The organism is Streptomyces sp. NPDC017448 (assembly GCF_044330565.1).
Lineage (GTDB): Bacteria > Actinomycetota > Actinomycetes > Streptomycetales > Streptomycetaceae > Streptomyces.
Genome location: NZ_JBIRLM010000003.1, coordinates 19,302 through 42,809, shown reverse-complemented (window position 1 = coordinate 42,809; position 23,508 = coordinate 19,302). Strand labels below are relative to the sequence as shown.

Below are 23,508 nucleotides of genomic sequence, written 5' to 3'. Positions count from 1 at the left end.
CCGTGTTCAGCCGGACGACGCCCGGCGCCGGCCCGTCGCCCCCGTGCGGCGGGCCGGCCGCGGTTCGGGGCCGTCAGACGCCGAAGGGCGCCGGGTAGCGGATGGTGCCCCGGGGGACGGAAGCGGTGGCGTCCAGGGCGAGGACCATCATGGCTTCGTCGGGCACCTCGAAGGCGGGGCGGATGCCGTGGTCCGAGGCCGGGGTGAACCCGAAGCGCGGGTAGTAGCCGGGGTGCCCCAGGCAGGTGACGATGTTCTCGCCCCGGGCCCGGGCCGCGTCGAGGGCGGCGCGGATCGCCGCGGACCCCGCTCCCGTCCCCTGGTGGGCGGGGAGCACCGCGCAGGGGCCCAGTACGAGGGCGGGACTGTCGTCGATGTGGCAACGGGTCAGCAGCGCGAAGCCCGCGACGGTGCCGTCCGGGGCCTGCGCGACCAGGGAAAGGCCGTCGATCCAGGCGGGGTCGGTGCGCAGGGCCTCGACCAGGTCGGCTTCCAGCGGGGTCGGGAACGCGGCGAGGTTGACCGCGCGGATCGCCGCGATGTCGGCGGCGGTCTCGGGACGGGTGGTCCAGGCGAGGGGAGTGTCCATGGGGAGAGTCTGGCCCGTTTCACCGGGGTGGGGGGAGCCGGGGCCCGAGTGGCACGGTCGTACGCCGCCGCCCCTCGCGGCAGCGTCGGACGCGCCCGTGGCCTCCTGGGGCACACCCGCCCGGCGGGTGCGCGGACGCGGGGGCACGTGAACGCGGCGGAGGCCGGGGCGCGGCGGGGGCGATGCCGACGGGATTCGAACCCGCGGACGAGACGGGGCAGGCCCGCCCCTGCCTCATCGAGTCGTCGCGAGGGGGGCCTCCCCCGCGACGATCGCCTTGGACCGCTCGGCCACGGCATCGCACCCTGCGGGACCGCGCGGACCCGGTCCGCCGACCGTAGGGGGCGCGCCCCGCTCCGGGCGACCGTGTTCACCGTTGCGGTTCACCGTGCGCTCATCCCGGCAGCAGCCGCAGCGCCGCGTTCCGCAGGCGGGTGTGGTCCGTGCTCATGAAGCGGTGCAGGGTGCGGGAGCCGAAGGCGGTCCGCCGGGCGGTGCGGCGGCGTTCGCGGTCGTAGGCGCGCAGCGCGGCGGTGAGCCCGGTACGCCCCGGGGGCGCGGCGGCGACCGCCCGGCTCAGGGCGTCCGCGTCCAGGATCGCCGTGCAGGCGCCCTGGCCCAGGTTGGGCGTCATGGCGTGCGCCGCGTCGCCGACCAGGGCGACGGGTGCGGGGAGGGCCGCGGCCGCGGCGGAGCCCGGCCCGGGGCCGGTGGCGCGGCCGAGGGCGGGGCCGGCCGAGACGAAGGAGGGCAGCGCCGGGTAGAGGTGGCGCATCCCGTAGCGGATCCAGGTCGCCGGGTCGGTGGCGTCCAGGATGCGCGGGATCGGGTCGTGCCAGTCCGCGAAGAGGCCGCGCAGCTCCTCTGCGGTGGCGGCCCCGGGCACGGCGGCGTACCAGTTGGTGCGGCCCGGCTCGACCGGGGTCAGCCCGAAGAAGCGTCCGCTCCCCCAGGTCTCCCCGTGCACCGGGCTCTCGATGTCGGCGATGCCGATCCAGGCGGTCGTGCCGGTCTCGCGCGGGCCGCTGCGGGTTCCGAACCGGGCGGTGCGGACGGCGCTGCGGATGCCGTCCGCACCGATCACCAGGTCCGCTCCGGCGGCGAGCGCGTCCACGTCGGTGACCCGCTCACCGAGTTTGACCGGTACGTCCCCGAAGGCGTCCAGGCCCGCGAGCAGGGCGTCGAGCACGTACGGGCGGGAGATGAGGAGTTCGGGGCGCCCCGCCTGACGTTCGATGCGCTCCAGCGGGATGCGGGCCAGCCTCCTGCCGTCCGGGGTGCGGATGTGCGCGTCGCGGTAGGGGACGGCGTGCGCGCGCAGCGCGTCGCCGACGCCGAGCCGGTCGAGCGCCGACTGCGCGGTGGGGTGGATGCCGAAGGCCGCCCCGTACCGCTCCAGTTCGGTGCGGCGCTCCAGCACCCTCACGCTCCAGCCCGCTCGGCGCAGGCCGATCGCCGTCGCCAGTCCGCCGATGCCCGCGCCGACCACGGTCGCCGTTCCCGTCATGCCGCACCCCCGGAGTCCGCCCGGCCGGAACAGAGGAAAACCACCACATCCGTGGTACCACGGCTGGGGTAGTATCGGCAAGGACGGGCCGAGGGCCGGCAGCGGTACGGGAGGGAAGGGGCGGGCGTGAATCCGGACCGGCGGGACCGGCTGCGGGACGCGGCGATCGAGGTGCTGGCGCGGGACGGCGGGCGCGGGCTGACCCACCGGGCCGTCGACCGGGCCGCCGAGGTGCCGCCGGGTACCACGAAGAACTACTTCCCGACCCGTGACGCGGTGCTGCGCGCGGTGGCGGAGCGCTGCCTGGAGCAGTACCGCGCGCTCACCGGGCGTCTGGCGGCCGGTCCGGGGCCGACGGACCGCGAGGGGCTGGTCGCCCTCTTCCGCTCCCTCCTGGAGAACGTCGCCGGGCCGGGCCGCGCCCGCCTGCTGGCGGTGCTGGAGCTCCAGGCCGAGGCCACCCGGCGGCCCTGGCTGTCCGGCATCCTCGACCCCATGGCGAGCGGCGACTTCGCGGGCTTCGAGCTGGCCCAGCGCGGAGCCGGACTGCCCGTCACCCCGCAGCGGGCGGCCGTCGTCACGCTCGCCCTGCACGCGGCCGTCCCGCACCTGCTGACCAACGGGCCCGGCACGCTCGCGGCGGCGGGGCTGGACGACCCGGACCGCTTCGTCCGCGACCTCCTGGACACGGTGTACCCGCCGGGCGCGACCGGCTGATCCCTCCCCCGCCCGCGCCCGGTTCCGGCGGACCGGCGCATTCCGGCGCGTGAATCTGGCCAGAACCCGTCGCCGTCTCATCAGGCGGTCGCCTCACCGCTCCCCGGCCGTGCCGCCGCGGCGGACCCTGCGCGCAAAACCTGTGACCACCCTGTGAATGCCGGGGTGCGCAACGCCCGGTAACACTGCGGCAATGATCGGCGAAACGTCCGCTTAACGAACATGACCTTTCCGGCAACGAACGAAAACCGGCCAACTTATTGACGCGCTCCTGACAGGTGCGGTCATCTGCTGACACTCTTCACCCCGTTCTGCGCACCGCCTGCACCGTCCGGACGGCCCGTCCAGGCCGCCCGGTACCCCCCTCGCAGAAGGAGTCCGCGTGAGATCCACGCCCAGCCGTCGCACCACCGCGACCGGCGCTCTGATCGCCGCAGCAGCCCTCATAGCCGTCGCCGTCCCGTCCGGCGCCGCCACCGCCACCCCCGCCGCGACCCCGCTCGGCGGCGTCACCGCGGGCACGAAGGCCGACCCGGGCGCCCTGCCCGCGAAGCTCACCCCGGCCCAGCGCGCGGAGCTGCTCAGCGAGGCCAACGCCACCAAGGCGGCCACCGCCAAGCAGCTCGGCCTCGGTTCCACGGAGAAGCTCGTGGTCCGCGATGTCGTCCAGGACCGCGACGGCACGACGCACACCCGCTACGAGCGCACCCTGGGCGGGCTCCCCGTCCTCGGCGGCGACCTCGTGGTGAAGGAGTCCCCGGCCGGGAAGACCGAGGGTGTCAGCAAGGCGTCGAAGGCGACCAGCGCGCAGCTGAAGGCCGTCGGCCTCACCGCCGACGTGGCCCCGGCCGCCGCCGAGAAGCAGGCGCTCGGCGCGGCGAAGGCCGAGGGCTCGACGGCGAAGAAGGCCGCCGAGGCCCCGCGCAAGGTGGTCTGGCTGGGCGGCGGCTCCCCGCGGCTCGCGTACGAGACCGTGGTCGGCGGACTCCAGCACGACGGCACCCCGAACGAGCTGCACGTCCTCACCGACGCCACCTCGGGCGAGAAGCTCTACGAGTGGCAGGCCGTCCACAACGGCACGGGCAACACGCAGTACAACGGCCAGGTCACCCTGGGCACCGCGCCCTCGTACACCCTGACCGACACCACGCGCGGCAACCACAAGACGTACAACCTGAACCGGGGCAGCTCCGGCACCGGCACGCTGTTCTCCGGCCCGGACGACATCTGGGGCGACGGCACTCCGCAGAACGCCGAGACGGCCGGCGCGGACGCCCACTACGGCGCGGCCGAGACCTGGGACTACTACAAGAACGTGCACGGCCGCAGCGGCATCCGCGGTGACGGCGTCGGCGCGTACTCCCGCGTCCACTACGGCAACAACTACGTCAACGCGTTCTGGCAGGACAGCTGCTTCTGCATGACGTACGGCGACGGCGACGGCAACGTCAAGCCGCTGACCTCCCTGGACGTGGCCGCCCACGAGATGACGCACGGCCTGACCTCGGTCACGGCCAAGCTCGTCTACAGCGGCGAGTCCGGCGGTCTCAACGAGGCCACCTCCGACATCTTCGCCGCGGGCGTGGAGTTCTACTCCAACACCGCCGCGGACCCGGGCGACTACCTGGTCGGCGAGAAGATCGACATCCGCGGCAACGGCACCCCGCTGCGCTACATGGACAAGCCCTCCAAGGACGGCTCGTCCAAGGACGCCTGGTACTCGGGCATCGGCAACGTCGACGTCCACTACTCCTCGGGCCCGGCGAACCACTGGTTCTACCTGCTCTCCGAGGGCAGCGGCGTCAAGACCGTCAACGGCGTCACCTACGACTCGCCGACCTCCGACAACCTCCCGGTGACCGGCATCGGCCGGGACAAGGCGCTGCAGATCTGGTTCAAGGCGCTCACCACGAAGTTCACCTCGACGACCAACTACGCCGCCGCCCGCACCGGCACGCTCGCGGTCGCCGGTGAGCTGTACGGGACGACCAGCCCCGAGTACGCGGCCGTGGCCCACGCCTGGGCCGGCGTCAACGTGGGCGCCCGCCCCGGCGGCGGCAACCCGGACCCGGGCGGCAAGGTGTTCGAGAACAACACCCCCGTGGCCATCCCGGACGCCGGTGCGGCCGTCACCAGCGCGGTCACCGTCTCCGGTGTCGCCGGCAACGCGCCGAGCACCCTCAAGGCGGACGTGAACATCACCCACACCTGGCGCGGTGACCTGGTCATCGACCTGGTGGCCCCGGACGGCACCGCCTACCGGCTGAAGAACTCCTCCTCCGGCGACTCCGCGGACAACGTGGTGGCGACCTACACGGTCAACGCCTCGTCCGAGGTGGCCAACGGGGTCTGGAAGCTGAAGGTCCAGGACATCGCCCGCCAGGACACCGGCCGGATCAACAGCTTCAAGCTCACCTTCTGATCCCGGTTCCGGCGGGCTGAGCAGCCCGACGGAAGCGCCCCGCAGGGCCATCGGCCCGGCGGGGAGGGAGCACAGACGGAACGGCCCGGGAGGAGTCATCCCCCTCCCGGGCCGTTCGCCATCCCGGGCCGCCCGCCGCACACGGGCGGTGCGGCCGGCGCGGGGCGCGTGCTCAGCGCATCAGCACGCCCGCGCCCTCCCCCGCCGCCTCGGCCGGCAGCGCGACCAGCCCCAGTTCGGCGCCGGTGGCCAGCAGCGGGTGGGCGGGCAGGACGCGCACGGTGTAGCCGTAAGGCCCCGTCCGGTCCAGCGCGAGCGGGCCCTCGAACAGCCAGCGGTCCTCCAGGTCCTGGCCGCCCGCCGGCTTCAGCGGGAAGACCTGGGCGTCCGCGATCGCGTCCCCGGAGTCGACCCGGCCCGCCACCACCTGGACCTCCACGTCGTCCGGGTCGAGCCCGCCGAGCGCGATCCGCGCCCGCAGCGCCAGGGTGGCCCCCAGCTCCGCCGAACCGCACTCGGCGGTGTCGGCCACCGACTCCACATGGTCGACCGAGACGCCCCGCCACGCCGCGTGGACCTTGGCCTTCCAGGCGGCGAGGTCCCGTGCGGCGGCCGGCTCCAGGGCCCGCCGGGACCGGGCGGCGGGGGCGTACAGCCGCTCCACGTACTCGCGGACCATCCGCCCCGCCAGCACCTTCGGCCCCAGGTTGACCAGGGTGGAGCGGACCATCTCGATCCAGCGGTCGGGCAGCCCCTCGGCCCCCCGGTCGTAGAAGCGCGGGGCGACCCGGTCCTCGATCAGGGCGTAGAGGGCGTTCGCCTCCAGCTCGTCCCGGCGGTCCTCGTCGACCGCGGAGCCGTCCGCGGTCGGGATCTCCCAGCCGAAGTCCGGGTCGAACCACTCGTCCCACCAGCCGTCGCGCACCGACAGGTTGAGGCAGCCGTTCAGCGCCGCCTTCATCCCGCTGGTGCCGCACGCCTCCAGCGGGCGCAGCGGGTTGTTGAGCCAGACGTCGCAGCCGGGGTAGAGCTTCTGCGCCATGCCCATGCCGTAGTCCGGGAGGAAGACGATGCGGTGGCGTACGCGCGGGTCGTCCGCGAACCGCACCAGCTCCTGCACCAGCCGCTTCCCCCCGTCGTCGGCGGGGTGGGCCTTGCCCGCGACGACGATCTGAATCGGGTGCGTGGGGTGCAGCAGCAGCGCCCGCAGCCGGTCGCGGTCGCGGAGCATGAGCGTGAGCCGCTTGTAGGAGGGGACGCGGCGGGCGAAGCCGATGGTCAGGACGTCCGGGTCGAGGACGCCGTCGATCCAGCCCAGCTCGGCGGTGCCCGCGCCGCGCCTGCGCCAGGAGGCGTAGAGGCGGCGGCGGACCTCGGTGACCAGTTGGCCGCGCAGGTCCCGGCGGAGGTCCCAGATCTCCTGGTCGCCGATGCCGCTCACCGCGTCCCAGCGGCGGGGCGTGGAGCCGGAGGCGGACGCCGCGCCGGCCACCGGGCCGCCGGCCAGCACCTGGTGGGCGCGGTCCTCGCCGACCTGGCCGGCGCCGAGCCGGAACACCTCGGGGGCGACCCAGGTCGGGGCGTGGACGCCGTTGGTGACGGAGGTGATGGGCACCTCGGCGGCGTCGAAGCCCGGCCAGAGCCCGGAGAACATCTCCCGGCTGACCGCCCCGTGCAGGGTGGAGACGCCGTTGGCGCGCTGAGCCAGCCTGAGGCCCATCACGGCCATGTTGAACAGCTCGGGCTCGCCGCCGGGGTAGGTCTCGGTGCCGAGCCTGAGGACCTTCTCGACGGGCAGGCCGGGCAGTTCGCCGTCGTCGCCGAAGTGGCGGGCGACCAGCCCCCGGTCGAAACGGTCTATCCCGGCGGGCACCGGGGTGTGGGTGGTGAACACGGTCCCGGCCCGGACCACTTCGAGCGCGGCGTCGAAGTCGAGCCCCTGGGCGGCCAGTTCACGGATGCGCTCCAGGCCGAGGAAGCCGGCGTGGCCCTCGTTGGTGTGGAACACCTCCGGTTCGGGGGTGCCGGTGAGGCGGCACCAGATGCGGACGGCGCGCACCCCGCCGATGCCGAGGAGCATCTCCTGGAGGAGGCGGTGGTCGCTGCCGCCGCCGTACAGCCGGTCGGTGACGTCGCGTTCGCCGGGGGCGTTCTCCTCGACGTCGGAGTCGAGCAGGAGCAGCGGCACGCGGCCGACCCGGGCGAGCCAGACGCAGGCGTGCAGCGAGCGGCCGCCGGGCAGGGCGAGGACGACGCGCGCCGGGGCGCCGTCCTCTTCGCGGACGAGGTCGAGCGGGAGTTCGTTGGGGTCGAGGACGGGATAGTGCTCCTGCTGCCAGCCGTCGCGCGAGAGGGTCTGGCGGAAGTAGCCGTGGCGGTAGAGGAGTCCGACGCCGATGAGCGGGACGCCGAGGTCGCTGGCAGCCTTGAGGTGGTCGCCGGCCAGGATGCCGAGGCCCCCGCTGTACTGGGGCAGCGCGGCGGTGACGCCGAACTCGGGTGAGAAGTAGGCGATGGCACGGGGGAGTTCGGCTCCGGCGACCCGCTGTTCCTGGTACCAGCGGGGGCCCTCCAGGTACTCCGCCAGGTCGGCGGAGACCGCGGCGAGGCGGCCGAGGTACTCCTCGTCCCCGGCCAGTTCGGCGAGCCGCCCGGCGGACAGCGAGCCGAGCAGGCGTACGGGGTCGGCGTCCGCGGGCCGCCAGCCCTCGGGGTCGGTGGACCGGAAGAGCTCACGGGTCTCGGTGTGCCAGGACCAGCGCAGGTTGCGCGCGAGGTCGTGGAGGGGTCGGAGGGGTTCGGGGAGGACAGGACGCACGGTGAATCGACGAATGGCCTTCACGTACTCCACCTTTACAGGGGACTTGCGCATCCGAGGGGACGCACCACGGGGTGCGTCCCTTCCGTCACCCCTGACGGTAGCGGCCGTCCGTGGCGGCCTGCCACGGCGCGCGGACGGCTCACCGGGTCCGGGCCGCCCCGCCGCGCGCCTCCCCTCGCACCCGTACGAAAGGCGCCCCCGGGCCGCCCCCCGCCGTTTCCCGACCGCCTCATCCGCCCCGCCCGTGCTCCCCCGTCACACCGCTCACCTGTGGGTTTGGCCGATTCACCCCCGTACGCAGCCTTGTGGACCTCCCGGGCACAGGGAAGGCTGCCGTGTGGCGCCGCAGAGCGGGTATCCGGAACCCGTGGGGGCGCTTCGGGGCCCCCGCACCCACCGGGGGCGTGCGCGCCGCGCGCGGTGGAGCCCGGCCTCCCGGTGGGAACCGAGGAGTTCGTCCAGCGCCGGATTTCCCCCTCGCGGAGGCGGGGAAGGCTTTCCCGGTACGCGGCACGACCCGGAGCGCACACGTTCTCCGCGCGTCCCGAAACATGCGCGAAACCCCCGCGACCCACCCATTCGAGTGCCATTCGAGTGAACGCGGACAGGAGCGGCCATGCCCAGAGCCCGTCAGCGGACAGCTGAGCAAGTACAAAGGACAGATCCCCGTCTTCGCGGCACACGCGGTCGGTTCTCCGCCCGCGTGCCGTCCCCCGTGCACGCAGAGCTCCTCCAGCCCTCAGGTGATTCCATGATCGGTCGTATTCCCGTCCTGGACGTCCGTCCTCTCGTCGACTGCGGCAGACGGGCGGCGAAGGCCGTCGTCGGTGAGACCTTCCAGGTCAGCGCCACCGTCTTCCGCGAAGGCCATGACGCCGTGGCCGCCAACGTCGTGCTGCGCGATCCGGGCGGGCGGGTCGGGCCGTGGACCCCGATGCGCGAGCTGGCGCAGGGCACGGACCGGTGGGGGGCGGACGTCACCCCGGACTCCGAGGGCCGCTGGACGTACACGGTGGAGGCGTGGAGCGATCCGGTCACCACGTGGCGCCGCCACGCCGAGATCAAGGTCCCGGCGGGCATCGATGCCGACCTGGTGCTGGCGGAGGGCGCGTCGCTGCTGGAGCGGGCCGCCGCGGGCGTACCGAAGAAGCACGGCCGCGAGGCGGTGCTGGCGGCGGTGGACGCGCTGCGCGACACCGCCCACCCGGCCGGGGCCCGGCTGGCGGCGGCGCTGACCCCGGCCGCCGAGGCGGTCCTCGCCCGGTACCCGCTGCGCGAACTGGTCACCCGCTCCAAGCCGCTGGCGGTCCGGGTGGAGCGCGAGCGGGCGCTGTTCGGGTCGTGGTACGAGCTGTTCCCGCGCTCCGAGGGGGCGAAGCGGGTGCCGGTGGACCCGGCCGACACCTCGCCCGACGCCCCGACCCGGCTGGTCAGCGGCACGTTCCGGACGGCGGCCGAGCGGCTGCCGGCGGTCGCCGCCATGGGGTTCGACGTGGTGTACCTGCCGCCGATCCATCCGATCGGGACGACCCACCGCAAGGGGCCGAACAACAGTCTGACGCCGGGGGAGCACGATCCGGGGGTGCCGTGGGCGATCGGTTCGGCGGACGGCGGGCACGACGCGGTCCACCCGGAGCTGGGCACGCTGGAGGACTTCGACCACTTCGTGTCCGTGGCCCGCAATCTGCGGATGGAGATCGCGCTGGACTTCGCGCTCCAGTGCTCGCCGGACCACCCGTGGGTGAAGGAGCACCCGGACTGGTTCCACCACCGGCTCGACGGGTCGATCGCGTACGCCGAGAACCCGCCGAAGAAGTACCAGGACATCTACCCGATCGCCTTCGACAAGGACATGCGCGGCCTGGTGGCGGAGACGGTGCGCATCCTGCGCTTCTGGATGGACCGCGGGGTGCGGATCTTCCGGGTCGACAACCCGCACACCAAGCCGGTGGTGTTCTGGGAGAAGGTCATCGAGGAGGTCAACGGCGCCGACCCCGACGTCGTCTTCCTGGCGGAGGCGTTCACCCGCCCCGCGATGATGCACACGCTCGGCGCGATCGGCTTCCAGCAGTCGTACACGTACTTCACCTGGCGCAACACCCGGCAGGAGCTGACGGAGTACGTCACGGAGCTGGCCGGGGACGCCGCCGCGTACATGCGGCCCAACTTCTTCGTGAACACCCCCGACATCCTTCCCGGATACCTCCAGGAGGGCGGCCGCCCGGCCTTCGAGGCGCGGGCGGTGCTGGCCGCGACGCTGTCCCCCTCGTGGGGCGTGTACGCGGGGTTCGAGCTGTGCGAGAACACTCCGGCCAAGCCGGGGAGCGAGGAGTACCTGAACTCGGAGAAGTACGAACTGCGTCCGAGGGACTGGGAGGCGGCGGAGCGCGAAGGCCGCACCCTGACGCCCCTGATCACCTCGCTGAACCGGATCCGCCGGCGCAACCCCGCTCTGCGGCAGCTGCGCGACGTCCACTTCCACCACGCCGACAACGAAGCGCTGATCGTCTACAGCAAGCGTTCCGGATCGAACACCGTTCTGGTGGTCGTGAACCTCGACCCGCACCACACCCAGGAGGCCACGGTCTCGTTGGACATGGAGCGGCTCGGCCTCTCCCGGCACGAGCGCGTACCGGTGCGCGACGAGCTCACCGGCGATACCTACCACTGGGGCAGGACCTTCTATGTGCGCCTGGAGCCGGGCGTCACGCCTGCGCACATCGCGGTCCTGCGACCGTCCCCGCCGACCGGAGGGTCACCCACACCATGATCGTCAATGAGCCTGTCCCCGACACCTTCGAGGACACCCCAGCCAAGGACCGCGATCCCGACTGGTTCAAACGCGCCGTCTTCTACGAGGTGCTCGTCCGGTCCTTCCAGGACTCCAACGGCGACGGAATCGGCGACCTCAAGGGCATCACCGCCAAGCTGGACTACCTCCAGTGGCTCGGCGTCGACTGCCTCTGGCTGCCGCCGTTCTTCAAGTCGCCGCTGCGCGACGGGGGCTACGACGTCTCCGACTACACCGCCGTCCTGCCGGAGTTCGGCGACCTCGCCGACTTCGTGGAGTTCGTGGACGCCGCCCACCAGCGCGGCATGCGCGTCATCATCGACTTCGTCATGAACCACACGAGCGATCAGCACGAGTGGTTCCAGCAGTCCCGCACCGACCCGGACGGGCCGTACGGCGACTACTACGTCTGGGCCGACGACGACAAGCAGTTCCAGGACGCCCGGATCATCTTCGTGGACACGGAGACGTCCAACTGGACCTTCGACCCGGTGCGCAAGCAGTACTACTGGCACCGCTTCTTCTCCCACCAGCCGGACCTCAACTACGAGAACCCGGCGGTCCAGGAGGAGATCCTGGCGGCCCTGCGGTTCTGGCTGGACCTGGGCATCGACGGCTTCCGGGTCGACGCGGTGCCCTACCTCTACCAGCGCGAGGGCACCAACTGCGAGAACCTGCCCGAGACCCACAACTTCCTCAAGCGGGTCCGCAAGGAGATCGACGCCAACTACCCGGACACCGTGCTCCTCGCCGAGGCCAACCAGTGGCCGGAGGACGTGGTCGACTACTTCGGCGACTACGCGTCCGGCGGCGACGAGTGCCACATGGCGTTCCACTTCCCCGTCATGCCGCGCATCTTCATGGCGGTGCGCCGCGAGAGCCGCTACCCGGTCTCCGAGATCCTGGCGAAGACCCCGGCGATCCCGAAGAACTGCCAGTGGGGCATCTTCCTGCGCAACCACGACGAGTTGACGCTCGAAATGGTCACGGACGAAGAGCGCGACTACATGTACGCGGAGTACGCCAAGGATCCGCGGATGCGCGCCAACATCGGCATCCGCCGGCGGCTCGCCCCGCTGCTCGACAACGACCGCAACCAGATCGAGCTGTTCACCGCGCTGCTGCTGTCGCTGCCCGGCTCCCCGATCCTCTACTACGGGGACGAGATCGGGATGGGCGACAACATCTGGCTGGGCGACCGGGACGCGGTGCGCACCCCGATGCAGTGGACGCCCGACCGCAACGCCGGTTTCTCCTCCAGCGATCCGGGGCGGCTCTACCTCCCCACGATCATGGACCCGGTCTACGGCTACCAGGTCACCAACGTCGAGGCGTCGATGGCGTCGCCGTCCTCGCTGCTGCACTGGACCCGCCGGATGATCGAGATCCGGAAGCAGAATCCGGCCTTCGGCCTCGGCCAGTACACCGAACTGCCCTCGTCCAACCCGGCGGTGCTGGCGTTCACCCGCGAGTACCAGGACGACCTCGTCCTGTGCGTGCACAACTTCTCGCGGTTCGCGCAGCCGACCGAGCTGGACCTGCGGTCGTTCAACGGGCGCCACCCGGTCGAGTTGATCGGCGGGGTGCGCTTCCCGGCCATCGGCCAGTGGCCGTACCTGCTGACCCTTGCGGGACACGGCTTCTACTGGTTCCGGCTGCGCAAGGACGCGCCGCCGGCCTGATGTGCCGTCCGCCCCGTGCGGGACGGTTTCCTCCGTTCCGCACGGGGCACTCTGAGCGAAACGAAGGGCCTGCCGAAGGGCCTTCGGAGGCTTCACGGTTCCGCCGTTCGAGTCCGTACGGACCCTCCTCTCCCGACACGTCCCGCACAGCCGGACAGCCATTGCCGCAATCCGGGACACTCTTCGCATCCTGTGGTGTGCCCGGGGAAAGGACGCGATGCCATGTCGGAGGCTGCATCCAGTCACGTCGCCCTGGCGAAGAACACGAGGAACAGCGCAACGACCGGAAGTACGGCGGACGGGGACCTGCTCCCCTCCCTCGCCCCCCTGCTCCACGCCTGGCTGCCCCGGCAGCGGTGGTTCGCCGGCAAGGGCCGGCCGGTCACCGGCTTCTCGCTGATCTCGGCCACCGAGATGCTGCCGCTGGACGGCACGGCGGGACCGGGGCTCCTGCATCTGCTGCTGCGGGCCGAACAGCCCTCCCGGGACAGCGGCCCGGGCGAGGACTGCTACCAACTCCTGCTCGGCGTAAGGACATCGCTGCCCCCGATGCTGGCGGGCGCGTCGATCGGCCGGGTGGAGCGGGGCCCGCTCGCCGGGCGGACCGTCTACGACGCGCTGCACGATCCGCGGCTGGCCGATCTGCTGCTGGAACGTCTCCGCAGACCCGGGAGCCTCGGTTCGCTGCGGTTCGAGCGGACCGCCCCGATCCCGGCCGGCCTCGCGCCCCGGGTGCTGGACGCCGAGCAGTCCAACTCCTCGCTCGTCTACGGGGACGCGTACATCTTCAAGATCTTCCGGCGCGTCTTCCCGGGCACCAACCCGGACCTGGAGCTGCCGCTCGCGCTGGCCCGCGAGGGGTGCCGGCGGGTGCCGGCCCCGGTCGCCTGGTTCGAGGCGCCGGGAGCCGACCCGCTCACCCTCGGCGTCCTCCAGCCCTTCCTGCACGGGGCCCGCGACGGGTGGCAGCTCGCCCTGGCCGCGCTGGCGGCGGGCCGCGACTTCCTGCCCGAGGCCCGGGCGCTCGGCCGGGCCACCGCCGAGGTGCACACGGCGCTCGCCGCCGCGCTGCCCGCCCCGGCGCTGCGCGGCACCCAGACCCGGCAGCTCGTCGCGGAGATGACCCGGCGGCTGGAGGCGGCCGCCCGGGCGGTCCCGGCGCTGGCGCCGTACACCCCGGGGCTGCGTGCCGCGTTCGAGGCGGTGACCGACCTCGGGGTCCGGGGCAGCGGCTGGGCCCAGCAGCGGGTGCACGGCGATCTCCATCTGGGCCAGACGCTGCGCTCCGCGGACGGCTTCTGGTCGCTGATCGATTTCGAGGGCGAACCGGCCCGCCCGCTCTCCGAGCGCCGCAGCCCCGCTCCGCCGGTGCGCGATGTGGCGGGGATGCTGCGGTCGTTCGACTACGCGGCCCGCTCGCACCGCCCGTGGAACCCGGAGTGGGCGGCCCGCTGCCGTACCGCCTACTGCGAGGGCTACGCGCAGGCGTCGGGCACCGATCCGCGCGGCGAACCGGAGCTGCTGCGCGCACACGAGACGGACAAGGCCGTGTACGAGGTGCTGTACGAGGCCCGGCACCGCCCCGACTGGCTGCCGGTCCCGATGGCGGCCATCCAACGGCTGGCCCGTTCCGCCGCCGCCTGAGCCGGCTCCCTTCACCCCCTCTCCCCCCTTCACTCTCCGAGGAGGCAGTCCCTGTGACCGCCCGCAAGCCGTCCCGCAAGGCCCCCCGCAAGACCGCCGAGACCCCGGTCGAACCCCCCGCCGCGGCGCCGGCCGCCGAGACCGTCGCCGCTCCCCCCTCGGCCGCCCCGGCCGAGGTCTCCGCCGAAGCCGCCGCCGGGGCGGCGGCCCCGACGCCCGCGGCCACCGCGACCGCCACCGCACCCGCCCCCGCCGGGCGCGCCCGGGGCGGCCGGGCGGAGGCGGGCCCGCCGCGCCCCCGGCAGGCCGCCGACCGCCAGGGCGCCCGCCCCGCACCGGCCCTGGACACCGCCGACCGGGGGCGGCTGCTGGCCGGCGACCACCACGCGCCGCACGACGTGCTCGGCGCCCATCCGATCCCGGGCGGCGTGCTGGTACGCGTGCTGCGGCCGTTCGCCCGTTCCGTCACCGTGCTGGCGGCCGGGGTGCGGGCCGGGCTGCACGACGACGGCGACGGGTTCTTCTCCGGTGTGCTGCCGGTACCGGAGATCCCCGCCTACCGGCTGGAGGTGGCGTACGACGACGCCACCGTCGAGATCGAGGACCCGTACCGTTTCTGGCCCGCCATCGGCGAGCTGGACCTCCATCTGATCGGCGAGGGCCGCCACGAGGAGCTGTGGAAGGCGCTCGGCGCGGTGCCGATGGTCCACCAGGGGGTGGCCGGGACCCGGTTCACCGTCTGGGCTCCGAACGCGCGCGGCGTGCGGGTGACCGGCGACTTCACCTACTGGGACGGCACGGGCACGCCGATGCGCTCGCTCGGCTCGACCGGGGTGTGGGAGCTGTTCCTGCCCGGGGTCGGGGAGGGCGCGCTGTACAAGTACGACATCTGCCGCCCGGACGGTTCGCACACGGTCCGGGCCGACCCGATGGCCCGGCGCACCGAGGTGCCGCCCGCGACCGCGTCCGTCGTCACCGCCTCGCACCACGTGTGGCAGGACGCGGACTGGATGGCGCACCGGGGCGACCGGCCGGTCCACGAGGCCCCGTTCTCGGTGTACGAGGTCCATCTGGGCTCCTGGCGGCCCGGGTTGACCTACCGCCAGCTCGCGGAGCAGCTTCCGGCGTACGTCAAGGAGCTGGGCTTCACGCACGTCGAGCTGATGCCGGTCTCGGAGCACCCCTTCGGCGGATCCTGGGGCTACCAGGTCACCGGGTTCTACGCGCCGACCTCGCGGATGGGCACACCGGACGATTTCCGCCACCTGGTGGACGCGCTGCACCGGGCCGGGATCGGCGTCATCATGGACTGGGTTCCGGCCCATTTCCCCCGCGACGACTGGGCGTTGGCGGAGTTCGACGGACGGCCGCTGTACGAGCACCCCGACCCGCGGCGTGCGGCCCACCCGGACTGGGGGACGCTGGAGTTCGACTACGGCCGCACCGAGGTCCGCAACTTCCTGGTCGCCAACGCCACGTACTGGTGCGAGGAGTTCCACATCGACGGCCTGCGGGTCGACGCGGTGGCCTCGATGCTCTACCTCGACTACTCGCGCGAGGACGGCCAGTGGTCTCCCAACGAGTTCGGCGGGCGGGAGAACCTGGACGCGGTCGCCTTCCTCCAGGAGATGAACGCGACCGTCTACCGCCGCAACCCCGGCGTCGTCACCATCGCGGAGGAGTCCACCGCCTGGGACGGCGTGACCCGGCCCACCGACAGCGGGGGCCTGGGCTTCGGGCTGAAGTGGAACATGGGCTGGATGCACGACTCCCTCCAGTACATGGCGAAGGAGCCGATCCACCGCAAGTACCACCACAACGAGATGACGTTCTCGATGGTGTACGCCTACAGCGAGAACTACGTGCTGCCGATCTCGCACGACGAGGTGGTGCACGGCAAGCAGGCGCTGGTGTCGAAGATGCCCGGCGACTGGTGGCAGCGGCGGGCCGACCACCGCGCCTACCTGGGCTTCATGTGGGCCCACCCCGGCAAGCAACTCCTTTTCATGGGACAGGAGTTCGCGCAGGGGGCGGAGTGGTCCGAGGGTCACGGCCCGGACTGGTGGCTGCTGGACCCCTCGTACGGGGCGTCCGCCGACCACCGGGGGGTGCGGGCCCTGGTCGGCGACCTGAACGCGGTGTACGGGGCGGTGCCCGCCCTGTGGCAGCGCGACACCGTGCCGGAGGGGTTCAGCTGGGTGGACGGCGGCGCGGCCGAGGACAACGTGTTCGCCTTCCTGCGGTACGACGCGGACGGCTCCCCCCTGCTCGCGGTCTCGCACTTCTCCCCCGCGGTCCGCACCGACTACCGCCTCGGGGTGCCGGAGACCGGGGCGGAGGGCTGGGTGGAGATCCTGAACACCGACGCGGCCCGGTACGGCGGCAGCGACGTGCGCAACGAGGAGCCGGTGAAGGCGGAGGCGGTGCCGGCGCACGGGCGGCCCTCCAGCATCTCGCTGACGCTGCCGCCGCTGGCGACGGTGTGGCTGCGCCCGGCGTAGCCCGCCCGAGGTGAACGGTCCGGGGCCCGGACCGCGTCGGTGGCGACGCGGTCCGGGCCCCTCCCCCGTGGCGGCGGGTCAGTGACCGGCGGCGATCACCTCGACGATGCTCGACCAGGACTCCCCGCCGTGGCCCCGGGCGATCGCCCGGTCGGTGACGGACTTGAGCCCGGCGAGCTGGGAGACGTCCAGGCCCCGGCCCTTCGCGGTGTGCAGGATGTGGTCGACGCTGGCCGCCATCATCCCGAGGTTCGCGCCCTGGCCCGTGTACGTACGGGAGTCGATGTCGGTGGCCGTGTAGGCCGCGATCGGCGGCAGGATGTTCGCGATCGTGGCGAGGTACGGGGCCAGCGACGCGCCGTCGATGCCCTCCGCCCGGGCCAGCGCGAAGGCGTGGACGAGGCCGCCCATGGCTCCGTAGAAGAAGTCGAGCATCGCCATGTCGTAGGCGGCGGCGAGCCCGTGGTCCTCGCCGAGGAAGGTGGCGGGCGCGCCGAGCGCCTTGAGGGTGGCCTCGTGGGCGGTGAAGGCGGCGCGGTCGCCGGAGTGGAAGATCAGCGCCTCGGCCGAGCCGACCACGTCGACCGGCACCATGATCGCCCCGTCGAGGTAGGCCAGGGAGTGCTTCTCGGCCCAGGCGGCGGCCTGCCGCGAACGGGCCGGGGTGTCCGAGGTGAGGTTCACCAGGACCCGCCCCTCCAGGGCCCCGGCCAGCGGCTCCAGGACCGCGTCGGACGCGTCGTAGTCGACGAGGCAGACCACGACGAGCGCGCTCGCCCGGACGGCCTCCTCGGCGGACGCGGCCCGCACCGCCCCCAGCGCGACGACGTCCTCGCCCTTGCCGGGCGAGCGGTTCCAGACGGTGGTGGGGTGGCCGGCGGCCAGGAAGGCGCGGGCCAGGGAGCGGCCCATGTCACCGAGGCCGAGGACGGTGACGGGGGTGGCGGGTGCGGTGGTCGTGTTCGCTTGCGTCATGGGGACCATGCTGGACGGGCGGACAGGGGCTGACCAGAACCCACTTGACTGTCAGATACGTACTTCCGGGAAAGGTTGCAGGCCGGCGGCGGTTCTCCGGGGGTGCGCCGGTGCGGCGGGCCTGCTCCCCGGAGCCGGCGTCCGGGCGGGAGCGCGGACGCCGGCCGCGGGGAGCGCGCGGTCAGCTCTCGCGGGAGGTGGACCGCCGGCGCACCGCCCAGACGATGCCGCCGCCCGCGGCCACCGCCGCGGCCCCCATGCCCGCCAGCGGGAGGACGGGGTCGGAGCCGGTCGCGGCGAGGTTCCCACCGGTTCCCGTCCGCGGGGTCGTACCGCCGGTCGCCGTGCCGCCCGTGACGCCGGAGGAGCCGGGGCCCCCGGTGCTCGTACCGCCGGTGCTCGTACCGCCGGTGGAGTCCGAGCCGCCGGTGGACGGGGAGCCGCCCGTGGAGCCCGTGGAACCGGTCGAGCCGGTCGAGCCGGTCGAGCCGGAGGTGTTCGAGCCCTTGCCCGTCTCGATCACGATCTGCGCGGTGTCGTTGGCCGCGTTCCGGTCGAAGGGGCGCTCCTGTCCGGTGAGGGTGACCTCGCCGGTGGTGCGGCCGACCGCCTTGTCGATCCGCAGGACGAAGGGGTAGCTCTCGCCGCCGTCCACATCGACCCAGGACTGGGAGGTGCCGCAGCGGTAGTGGGTCTTGGTGACCGGGTCGCAGTAGCCGTGCGCCTTGACGACGGAGGTGCCCTTCGGGATGCGGACGTCGACGGTGGTGACGCTCTCGTCGCGCGTGCCCTGCACGCGGGCGGGGCCCTTGTTGGCGAACGTCACCGTCGCGGTGACCTCGTCGCCCGCCGCGCCCCTCGCCTCCGCGCCGGCCAGGGCGAAGTCGGCGGTGTTGGCGGCGCTCACCTCGGCCTCGGCGACCGGCTCGGGGTGAGCGCGCCGGTCGGCCTCGGTGGCCGGCGCCTTCTCCTGGAGGGTGAGCGGGTCGCCGGTGCCCCGGACCGGTTCGCTGGAGCCGCCGTCGCCCGGGGCGGGCTCGTCGACGCCGATCGTCACCCGCAGCTCGTCGCGGAACGCGGTTCCGAGCGCCTTGACCGACACGGGCTTCGCCGTGCCGTAGACGACGCCCGGCTTCAACGGCTGCTCGATCCTGCAGGAGGCGACGTTCGATTCGGGCATCTCGTCGTAGGAGGAGACGGTGTAGTAGCTGCAGTTCTCGTGCGTCTCGTCCGCCTTCAGACCGGGCGAGACGGCGTACGTCACCCAGACCGCGGGCGCCGGCGCCGTCCCCTTGTTGAGGAAGGTGAGCGGCGTCGAGAACGAGCTTCCGGGCTGGACCCCCTCGACCGGCGCGATCGTCCCGACCCCGAGGTCCGGCTCCGGTTCGTCGGCGAGCGCGGGCACGGCGCCCAGCGCCACCAGCGCGGCGGCGGCTACGGCGGCGGTTCCGCCGCGCAGGGTGCGGCTGCGGGAAGGGCGGATGCGCATGGAAGTCCTTCGGTCGTGGGGCTCGTGGTCGGACTGCGGTCCTTCACCTCTTCAGACAGGTGCAGGACGAGGGGGGTTGCGCCGGCCGGACCCGCCGTGACAGAACACGGACACAAGGGACGGATGGCGGCCGCGGACGGCCGGAAGCGGTGGCGGCCGGGAGCGGTGGCGGCCGCGGACACGAGGACACCCGTACCGGGGGATACGGGTGTCCTCGGGGGCCGCGGCGGTCGGGGGGCCGCTGCGGCCGGGGTCGCCGCGGCGGTCCGGGGGAAACCGCCGCGGCAGGGGGATCGTCGCGGGGGCCGGGGCCTTCCGCGACAGGTCGGGACCGGTCAGACCTTGGCGGGCTGCTCGGCGGACTCCCGCTGCTCAGGGACCTCGTCCGCGGGGGCCGGGCCGTGGCCGTCGTCCACCAGGGTCTTCTCGTCGAACGGGATCCGGCCCGCCAGCACCTCGCCCGCCCGCTCCTTGTCGATCTCCTTGGTCCAGTGGCCGACCAGGACCGTGGCGACCGCGTTGCCCGCGAAGTTGGTCAGGGCGCGGGCCTCGCTCATGAAGCGGTCGATGCCGACGATCAGACCGACGCCGTCGACCAGTTCGGGGCGGTGCGACTGGAGGCCGCCGGCCAGGGTCGCCAGCCCCGCGCCGGTCACGCCCGCCGCGCCCTTGGAGGCGATGACCATGAAGACCAGCAGCGAGATCTGCTCGCCCGCGCTCAGCGGGTCGCCCATCGCGTTGGCGATGAACAGCGAGGACATCGTGAGGTAGATCGCGGTGCCGTCGAGGTTGAAGGAGTAGCCGGTCGGCACGGTGATGCCGACCACGGGCTTGCTGACGCCCATGTGCTCCATCTTCGCGATCAGCCGGGGCAGCGCCGACTCGGACGAGGAGGTGGAGAGGATCAGCAGGAACTCGCGGCCGAGGTACTTCAGCAGCGCGAACAGGTTCACGCCGGCGACCAGGCGCAGGATCGCGCCGAGCACGACGAAGACGAACAGCGCGCAGGTGACGTAGAAGCCGATCATGATGATCGCCAGGGACTTCAGGGCGTCGAGGCCGGTCTCGCCGACCACCGCGGCGATCGCGCCGAACGCGCCGACCGGGGCGGCCCACATGATCATGGCGAGGATGCGGAAGACGAGGCGCTGGATGTGGGTGATGCCGCGGAGGATCGGCTCGCCGGTCTTCCCCATCGCCTGGAGCGCGAAGCCCGCGAGGAGCGCGATGAGAAGGGTCTGGAGGACCTCGCCCTCGGTGAAGGCGGAGACCATCGTGGTCGGGATGATGCCGAGCAGGAAGTCCACGGTGGACTCGCTCGCGCCCGACGCCTGCGCCTCTCCGGCGGCCCGCGCCTGTTCGGTGATGTGGAGGCTGGAGCCGGGCTCCAGGACGTTGCCGACCAGCAGGCCGATGGCGAGGGCGACGGTGGACATGACCAGGAAGTAGCCCAGCGCCAGCCCGCCGACCGCGCCGACCTTCGCCGCCTTGCGGACCGAGCCGACGCCCAGGACGATCGTGCAGAAGATGATCGGCGAGATCATCATCTTGATCAGGTTCACGAAGCCGGCCCCGATGGGCTTCAGTTCGACGGCCACGCCGGGGGCCGCGAAGCCCACCAGGATGCCGAGCGCCACGGCGGCGATCACGGCGATGTACAGGTAGTGGGTGCGGTCCCGTTTTTCGGCTGCCACAGCCATGGTGGGGCTCCTCGGCTCGGTCACATCGCCCCCGTCCCTGGGGGCTTCGGTGACTATCCACTGCCCTGTGACCCCGGTCACCCTTGCGTTCATATCGTTCACAGGCGTTTTCCGGCCACCCGGGGGAGACCGGGCCGGGCCGGGCAGACTGTGGGGCATGCGCCTCCCCCGTACCCGCCCCCGGAGCCTGGCGGGCCAGCTCTTCGCCATGCAGGTCGTGCTCATCGCCGCCGTGGTGGCCGGATGCGCCGTCTTCGCGTACGCCTCCGGCAGCGCGCAGGCCGAGGAGACGGCCGCCCGCCAGGTGCGGGTGGCGGCCCTCGCCGTGGCCGATTCCCCCTCCGTACGGGAGGCGATCCGTACCCCGGACCCCTCCGCCGTACTCCAGCCGTACGCGGAGCGGGTGCGCGAGGACACCGGGATCGCCTTCGTGACGATCATGGACCCGCGGCGGGTGCGGTGGACGCATCCGGACACGGCGCGGATCGGGGACACGTTCCTCGGCAACACCGCGCGGGCCCTGCGCGGGGAGACCTTCACCGAGACGTACACCGGCACGCTGGGCCCCTCGATACGGGTGGTGACCCCGATCCTCGACGAGGGGCGGATCGTCGGCCTGGTCAGCGCGGGCATCACGGTGGACCGGGTCTCCTCGCAGGTACGGGAGCAGCTGGGCGCCCTCGCGCTGGCGGCGGGCGGGGCGCTGACGCTCGGCGGGCTCGGCACGTACGTGATCAACGCCCGGCTGCGGCGGCACACCCACGGGATGAACGCGGCCGAGCTGAGCCGGCTGCACGACTACCACCAGGCGACCTTGCACGCGGTGCGCGAGGGGCTGCTGATGCTGGACGGGCGACGGCGGATCGCGCTGGTCAACGACGCCGGGCGGGAGCTGCTGGGGCTGGGGCCGGACGCGGAGGCGGTCGGCCGCAGGGTCGACGAGCTGGCCCTCCCCGCGCCGCTGACCGGGGCGCTGCTGGCGTCGGAGGCACGGGTGGACGAGCTGCACCTGACGGCGGAGCGGGTGATCGTGCTCAACACCCGGCCGGTGGTGGGCGGTGAGCGGCGGGGCACGGTGGTGACGCTGCGGGACCACACCGAGCTCCAGGCGCTCTCCGGGGAGCTGGACTCGGAGCGCGGGTTCACGCAGGCGCTGCGCTCGCAGGCCCATGAGGCGGCGAACCGGCTGCACACCGTGGTCTCGCTGATCGAGCTGGGCCGGGTGGAGGAGGCCGTGGAGTTCGCGACGGCCGAGCTGGAGCTGGCCCAGGTGCTGACCGACCGGGTGGTGGGGGCGGTGGAGGAGCCGGTGCTGGCCGCGCTGCTGCTCGGCAAGGCGGCCCAGGGACACGAGCGGGGGGTGGAGCTGGTGCTCGCGGAGGACAGCCTGATCGACGACGGAGCGTTGCCGCCGTCGCTGGCTCCCCGGGACCTGGTAACGATCCTGGGCAACCTGATCGACAACGCGGTGGACGCCGCGTCGGAGGGGTTCGAGGGCACGGAGGGGGCCGGGGCGGCGGCGCGCCGGGCGGCCGGGGGCGCGGCCGGACGGGCGCGGGTGACGGTGACCGCGGTCGCGGACGGGCGGGAGCTGCTGCTGCGGGTGGCGGACACCGGGGCGGGCATCGGCCCGGAGGCGGCGGACGAGGTGTTCCGGCGCGGCTGGTCGACGCACGGGGCTGGGCGCGGCCTCGGCCTGGCGCTGGTCCGGCAGGCGGCGCACCGCAACGGGGGCACGGTGGAGCTGGACACGGGCCCGGAGGGCGGCGCGCGGTTCACCGTACGGCTGCCGCTCGGGGACCGTGCGGCGGGAGTGCGGCCGGGGCGCGGGCCCGGGGCCGCGCCCGGGTCCGGGCCGGGGGCGGCGTCCGGGGCCGGGGCCGTAGCGACGTCCGAGGAGGTCACGGCGTGATCCGGGTGCTGGTCGTGGAGGACGATCCGGTGGCGGCCGACGCCCACCAGCTGTACGTGGAGCGGGTGGAGGGCTTCACGGTGACGGCGGTGGCGCACACCCGGGCGGCGGCGGTGCGGGCGCTGGAGCGCACCCCGGTGGACCTGCTGCTGCTCGACCTCTACCTGCCCGACGGCCACGGGCTCGGGCTGCTGCGTTCCCTGCGGGCCTCCGGCCACGGGGCCGACGTCATCGCGGTGACCTCGGCGCGGGACCTGGCGGTGGTGCGGGAGGGGGTGTCGCTCGGCGTCGTGCAGTACGTGCTGAAGCCGTTCACGTACCCCACGCTGCGGGACCGGCTGGTGCGGTACGCGGAGTTCCGGGGGGCCGCCGGGGAGGCGAGCGGGCAGGAGGAGGTGGACCGGGCGCTGGGCGCGCTGCGGGTCGCGCATCCGGCCGCGCTGCCCAAGGGGCTCAGCGGGCCGACGCTGGAGGCGGTGACCCGGGTGCTCAAGGAGGCCCCGGAAGGGGTGACGGCCGCCGCCGCCGGGGAGCGGCTGGGCATCTCGCGGATCACGGCCCGGCGGTATCTGGAGCACCTGGTGGCCGTCGGCAGCGCCGCGAGGCGTCCGCATTACGGACAGGTCGGCAGACCGGAGTTGCACTACCGCTGGCTGGCCGCCGGGCGCTGACCGGGCGGGGCCCGGCCGGTCGGCAAGCGCTTGCCGGTCGGTTTCGCCCCTCCGCGCGCCCCGGTGAAGGTTCTGCGGAGGGGAGAA

General features: G+C 73.4%; 14 protein-coding genes and 1 tRNA gene. 8 read left to right on the top strand and 7 right to left on the bottom strand.

The features are described 5' to 3' along the window. Window positions 1-73 precede the first annotated feature (73 nt). From ACH4K1_RS07540 to ACH4K1_RS07530, 3 genes are all read right to left on the bottom strand, one after another. Window positions 74-589, bottom strand: coding sequence for a GNAT family N-acetyltransferase (locus tag ACH4K1_RS07540; protein ID WP_398087529.1), 516 nt, complete (start codon window positions 587-589; stop codon window positions 74-76). A 180-nt stretch (window positions 590-769) separates the two neighbouring features. Further along, window positions 770-889: transfer RNA gene (locus ACH4K1_RS07535), tRNA-OTHER, on the bottom strand. 94 nt (window positions 890-983) lie between these two features. Continuing rightward, window positions 984-2,096 (bottom strand): FAD-dependent oxidoreductase, encoded by a 1,113-nt coding sequence (locus ACH4K1_RS07530; RefSeq protein WP_398087527.1) that lies wholly within the window; start codon window positions 2,094-2,096, stop codon window positions 984-986. Window positions 2,097-2,222: 126 nt separating this feature from the next. Here ACH4K1_RS07530 and ACH4K1_RS07525 point away from each other — a divergent pair, with 126 nt between their 5' ends. Further along, complete coding sequence (locus ACH4K1_RS07525; protein ID WP_398087525.1) at window positions 2,223-2,813, top strand: TetR/AcrR family transcriptional regulator; 591 nt, start codon at window positions 2,223-2,225, stop codon at window positions 2,811-2,813. 382 nt (window positions 2,814-3,195) lie between these two features. Beyond that, window positions 3,196-5,235 (top strand): M4 family metallopeptidase, encoded by a 2,040-nt coding sequence (locus tag ACH4K1_RS07520; protein WP_398087523.1) that lies wholly within the window; start codon window positions 3,196-3,198, stop codon window positions 5,233-5,235. A 172-nt stretch (window positions 5,236-5,407) separates the two neighbouring features. Here the strand turns inward: ACH4K1_RS07520 and glgP are convergent, their stop codons facing one another. Further along, on the bottom strand, window positions 5,408-8,077 hold the full coding sequence (glgP, locus tag ACH4K1_RS07515; RefSeq protein WP_398087521.1) for an alpha-glucan family phosphorylase: 2,670 nt from the start codon (window positions 8,075-8,077) through the stop codon (window positions 5,408-5,410). Window positions 8,078-8,807: 730 nt separating this feature from the next. On the opposite strand from glgP, the gene ACH4K1_RS07510 reads away from it, so the two are divergent. The 4 genes from ACH4K1_RS07510 (at window position 8,808) to glgB (ending at window position 16,674) form a co-directional block, all read left to right on the top strand. Then, complete coding sequence (locus tag ACH4K1_RS07510) at window positions 8,808-10,826, top strand: alpha-1,4-glucan--maltose-1-phosphate maltosyltransferase (RefSeq protein WP_398087519.1); 2,019 nt, start codon at window positions 8,808-8,810, stop codon at window positions 10,824-10,826. Next, complete coding sequence (treS, locus tag ACH4K1_RS07505; RefSeq protein WP_398087517.1) at window positions 10,823-12,529, top strand: maltose alpha-D-glucosyltransferase; 1,707 nt, start codon at window positions 10,823-10,825, stop codon at window positions 12,527-12,529. The genes ACH4K1_RS07510 and treS overlap by 4 nt, the downstream gene beginning before the upstream one ends. 222 nt (window positions 12,530-12,751) lie before the next feature. Further along, window positions 12,752-14,173: a phosphotransferase gene (locus ACH4K1_RS07500; protein WP_398087515.1), complete on the top strand. Its 1,422-nt coding sequence runs from the start codon at window positions 12,752-12,754 to the stop codon at window positions 14,171-14,173. A gap of 53 nt (window positions 14,174-14,226) precedes the next feature. Then, window positions 14,227-16,674: a 1,4-alpha-glucan branching enzyme gene (glgB, locus tag ACH4K1_RS07495; RefSeq protein WP_398087513.1), complete on the top strand. Its 2,448-nt coding sequence runs from the start codon at window positions 14,227-14,229 to the stop codon at window positions 16,672-16,674. A gap of 78 nt (window positions 16,675-16,752) precedes the next feature. Here glgB and ACH4K1_RS07490 read toward each other — a convergent pair whose 3' ends face one another. From ACH4K1_RS07490 to ACH4K1_RS07480, 3 genes are all read right to left on the bottom strand, one after another. Continuing rightward, on the bottom strand, window positions 16,753-17,649 hold the full coding sequence (locus ACH4K1_RS07490) for an NAD(P)-dependent oxidoreductase (protein ID WP_398087511.1): 897 nt from the start codon (window positions 17,647-17,649) through the stop codon (window positions 16,753-16,755). Between the two features lie 181 nt (window positions 17,650-17,830). Next, entirely contained in the window at window positions 17,831-19,138 is a 1,308-nt protein-coding gene (locus ACH4K1_RS07485) for a peptidase (RefSeq protein ID WP_398087509.1), read from the bottom strand. Between the two features lie 335 nt (window positions 19,139-19,473). Continuing rightward, entirely contained in the window at window positions 19,474-20,838 is a 1,365-nt protein-coding gene (locus ACH4K1_RS07480; RefSeq protein ID WP_398087507.1) for a cation:dicarboxylate symporter family transporter, read from the bottom strand. Window positions 20,839-20,995: 157 nt separating this feature from the next. Between ACH4K1_RS07480 and ACH4K1_RS07475 the strand changes: the two genes are divergently transcribed. Both ACH4K1_RS07475 and ACH4K1_RS07470 read left to right on the top strand, forming a co-directional pair. Beyond that, window positions 20,996-22,750 carry an ATP-binding protein gene (locus tag ACH4K1_RS07475; protein ID WP_398087505.1) on the top strand — a complete coding sequence of 585 codons (1,755 nt, stop codon included), beginning with the start codon at window positions 20,996-20,998 and terminating at the stop codon, window positions 22,748-22,750. Continuing rightward, window positions 22,747-23,421, top strand: coding sequence for a response regulator (locus tag ACH4K1_RS07470; protein WP_398087503.1), 675 nt, complete (start codon window positions 22,747-22,749; stop codon window positions 23,419-23,421). Before ACH4K1_RS07475 ends, ACH4K1_RS07470 begins: the two co-directional genes overlap by 4 nt. The last annotated feature ends 87 nt before the right edge of the window (window positions 23,422-23,508 follow it).

Bases quoted from the DNA above. Each gene is read 5' to 3' on its own strand.
- ACH4K1_RS07540 (WP_398087529.1), bottom strand. From the start codon at position 589: ATGGACACTCCCCTCGCCTGGACCACCCGTCCCGAGACCGCCGCCGAC.
- ACH4K1_RS07530 (WP_398087527.1), bottom strand. From the start codon at position 2,096: ATGACGGGAACGGCGACCGTGGTCGGCGCGGGCATCGGCGGACTGGCG.
- ACH4K1_RS07510 (WP_398087519.1), top strand. From the start codon at position 8,808: ATGATCGGTCGTATTCCCGTCCTGGACGTCCGTCCTCTCGTCGACTGC.
- treS (WP_398087517.1), top strand. From the start codon at position 10,823: ATGATCGTCAATGAGCCTGTCCCCGACACCTTCGAGGACACCCCAGCC.
- ACH4K1_RS07500 (WP_398087515.1), top strand. From the start codon at position 12,752: ATGTCGGAGGCTGCATCCAGTCACGTCGCCCTGGCGAAGAACACGAGG.
- ACH4K1_RS07490 (WP_398087511.1), bottom strand. From the start codon at position 17,649: ATGACGCAAGCGAACACGACCACCGCACCCGCCACCCCCGTCACCGTC.
- ACH4K1_RS07485 (WP_398087509.1), bottom strand. From the start codon at position 19,138: ATGCGCATCCGCCCTTCCCGCAGCCGCACCCTGCGCGGCGGAACCGCC.
- ACH4K1_RS07480 (WP_398087507.1), bottom strand. From the start codon at position 20,838: ATGGCTGTGGCAGCCGAAAAACGGGACCGCACCCACTACCTGTACATC.
- ACH4K1_RS07475 (WP_398087505.1), top strand. From the start codon at position 20,996: ATGCGCCTCCCCCGTACCCGCCCCCGGAGCCTGGCGGGCCAGCTCTTC.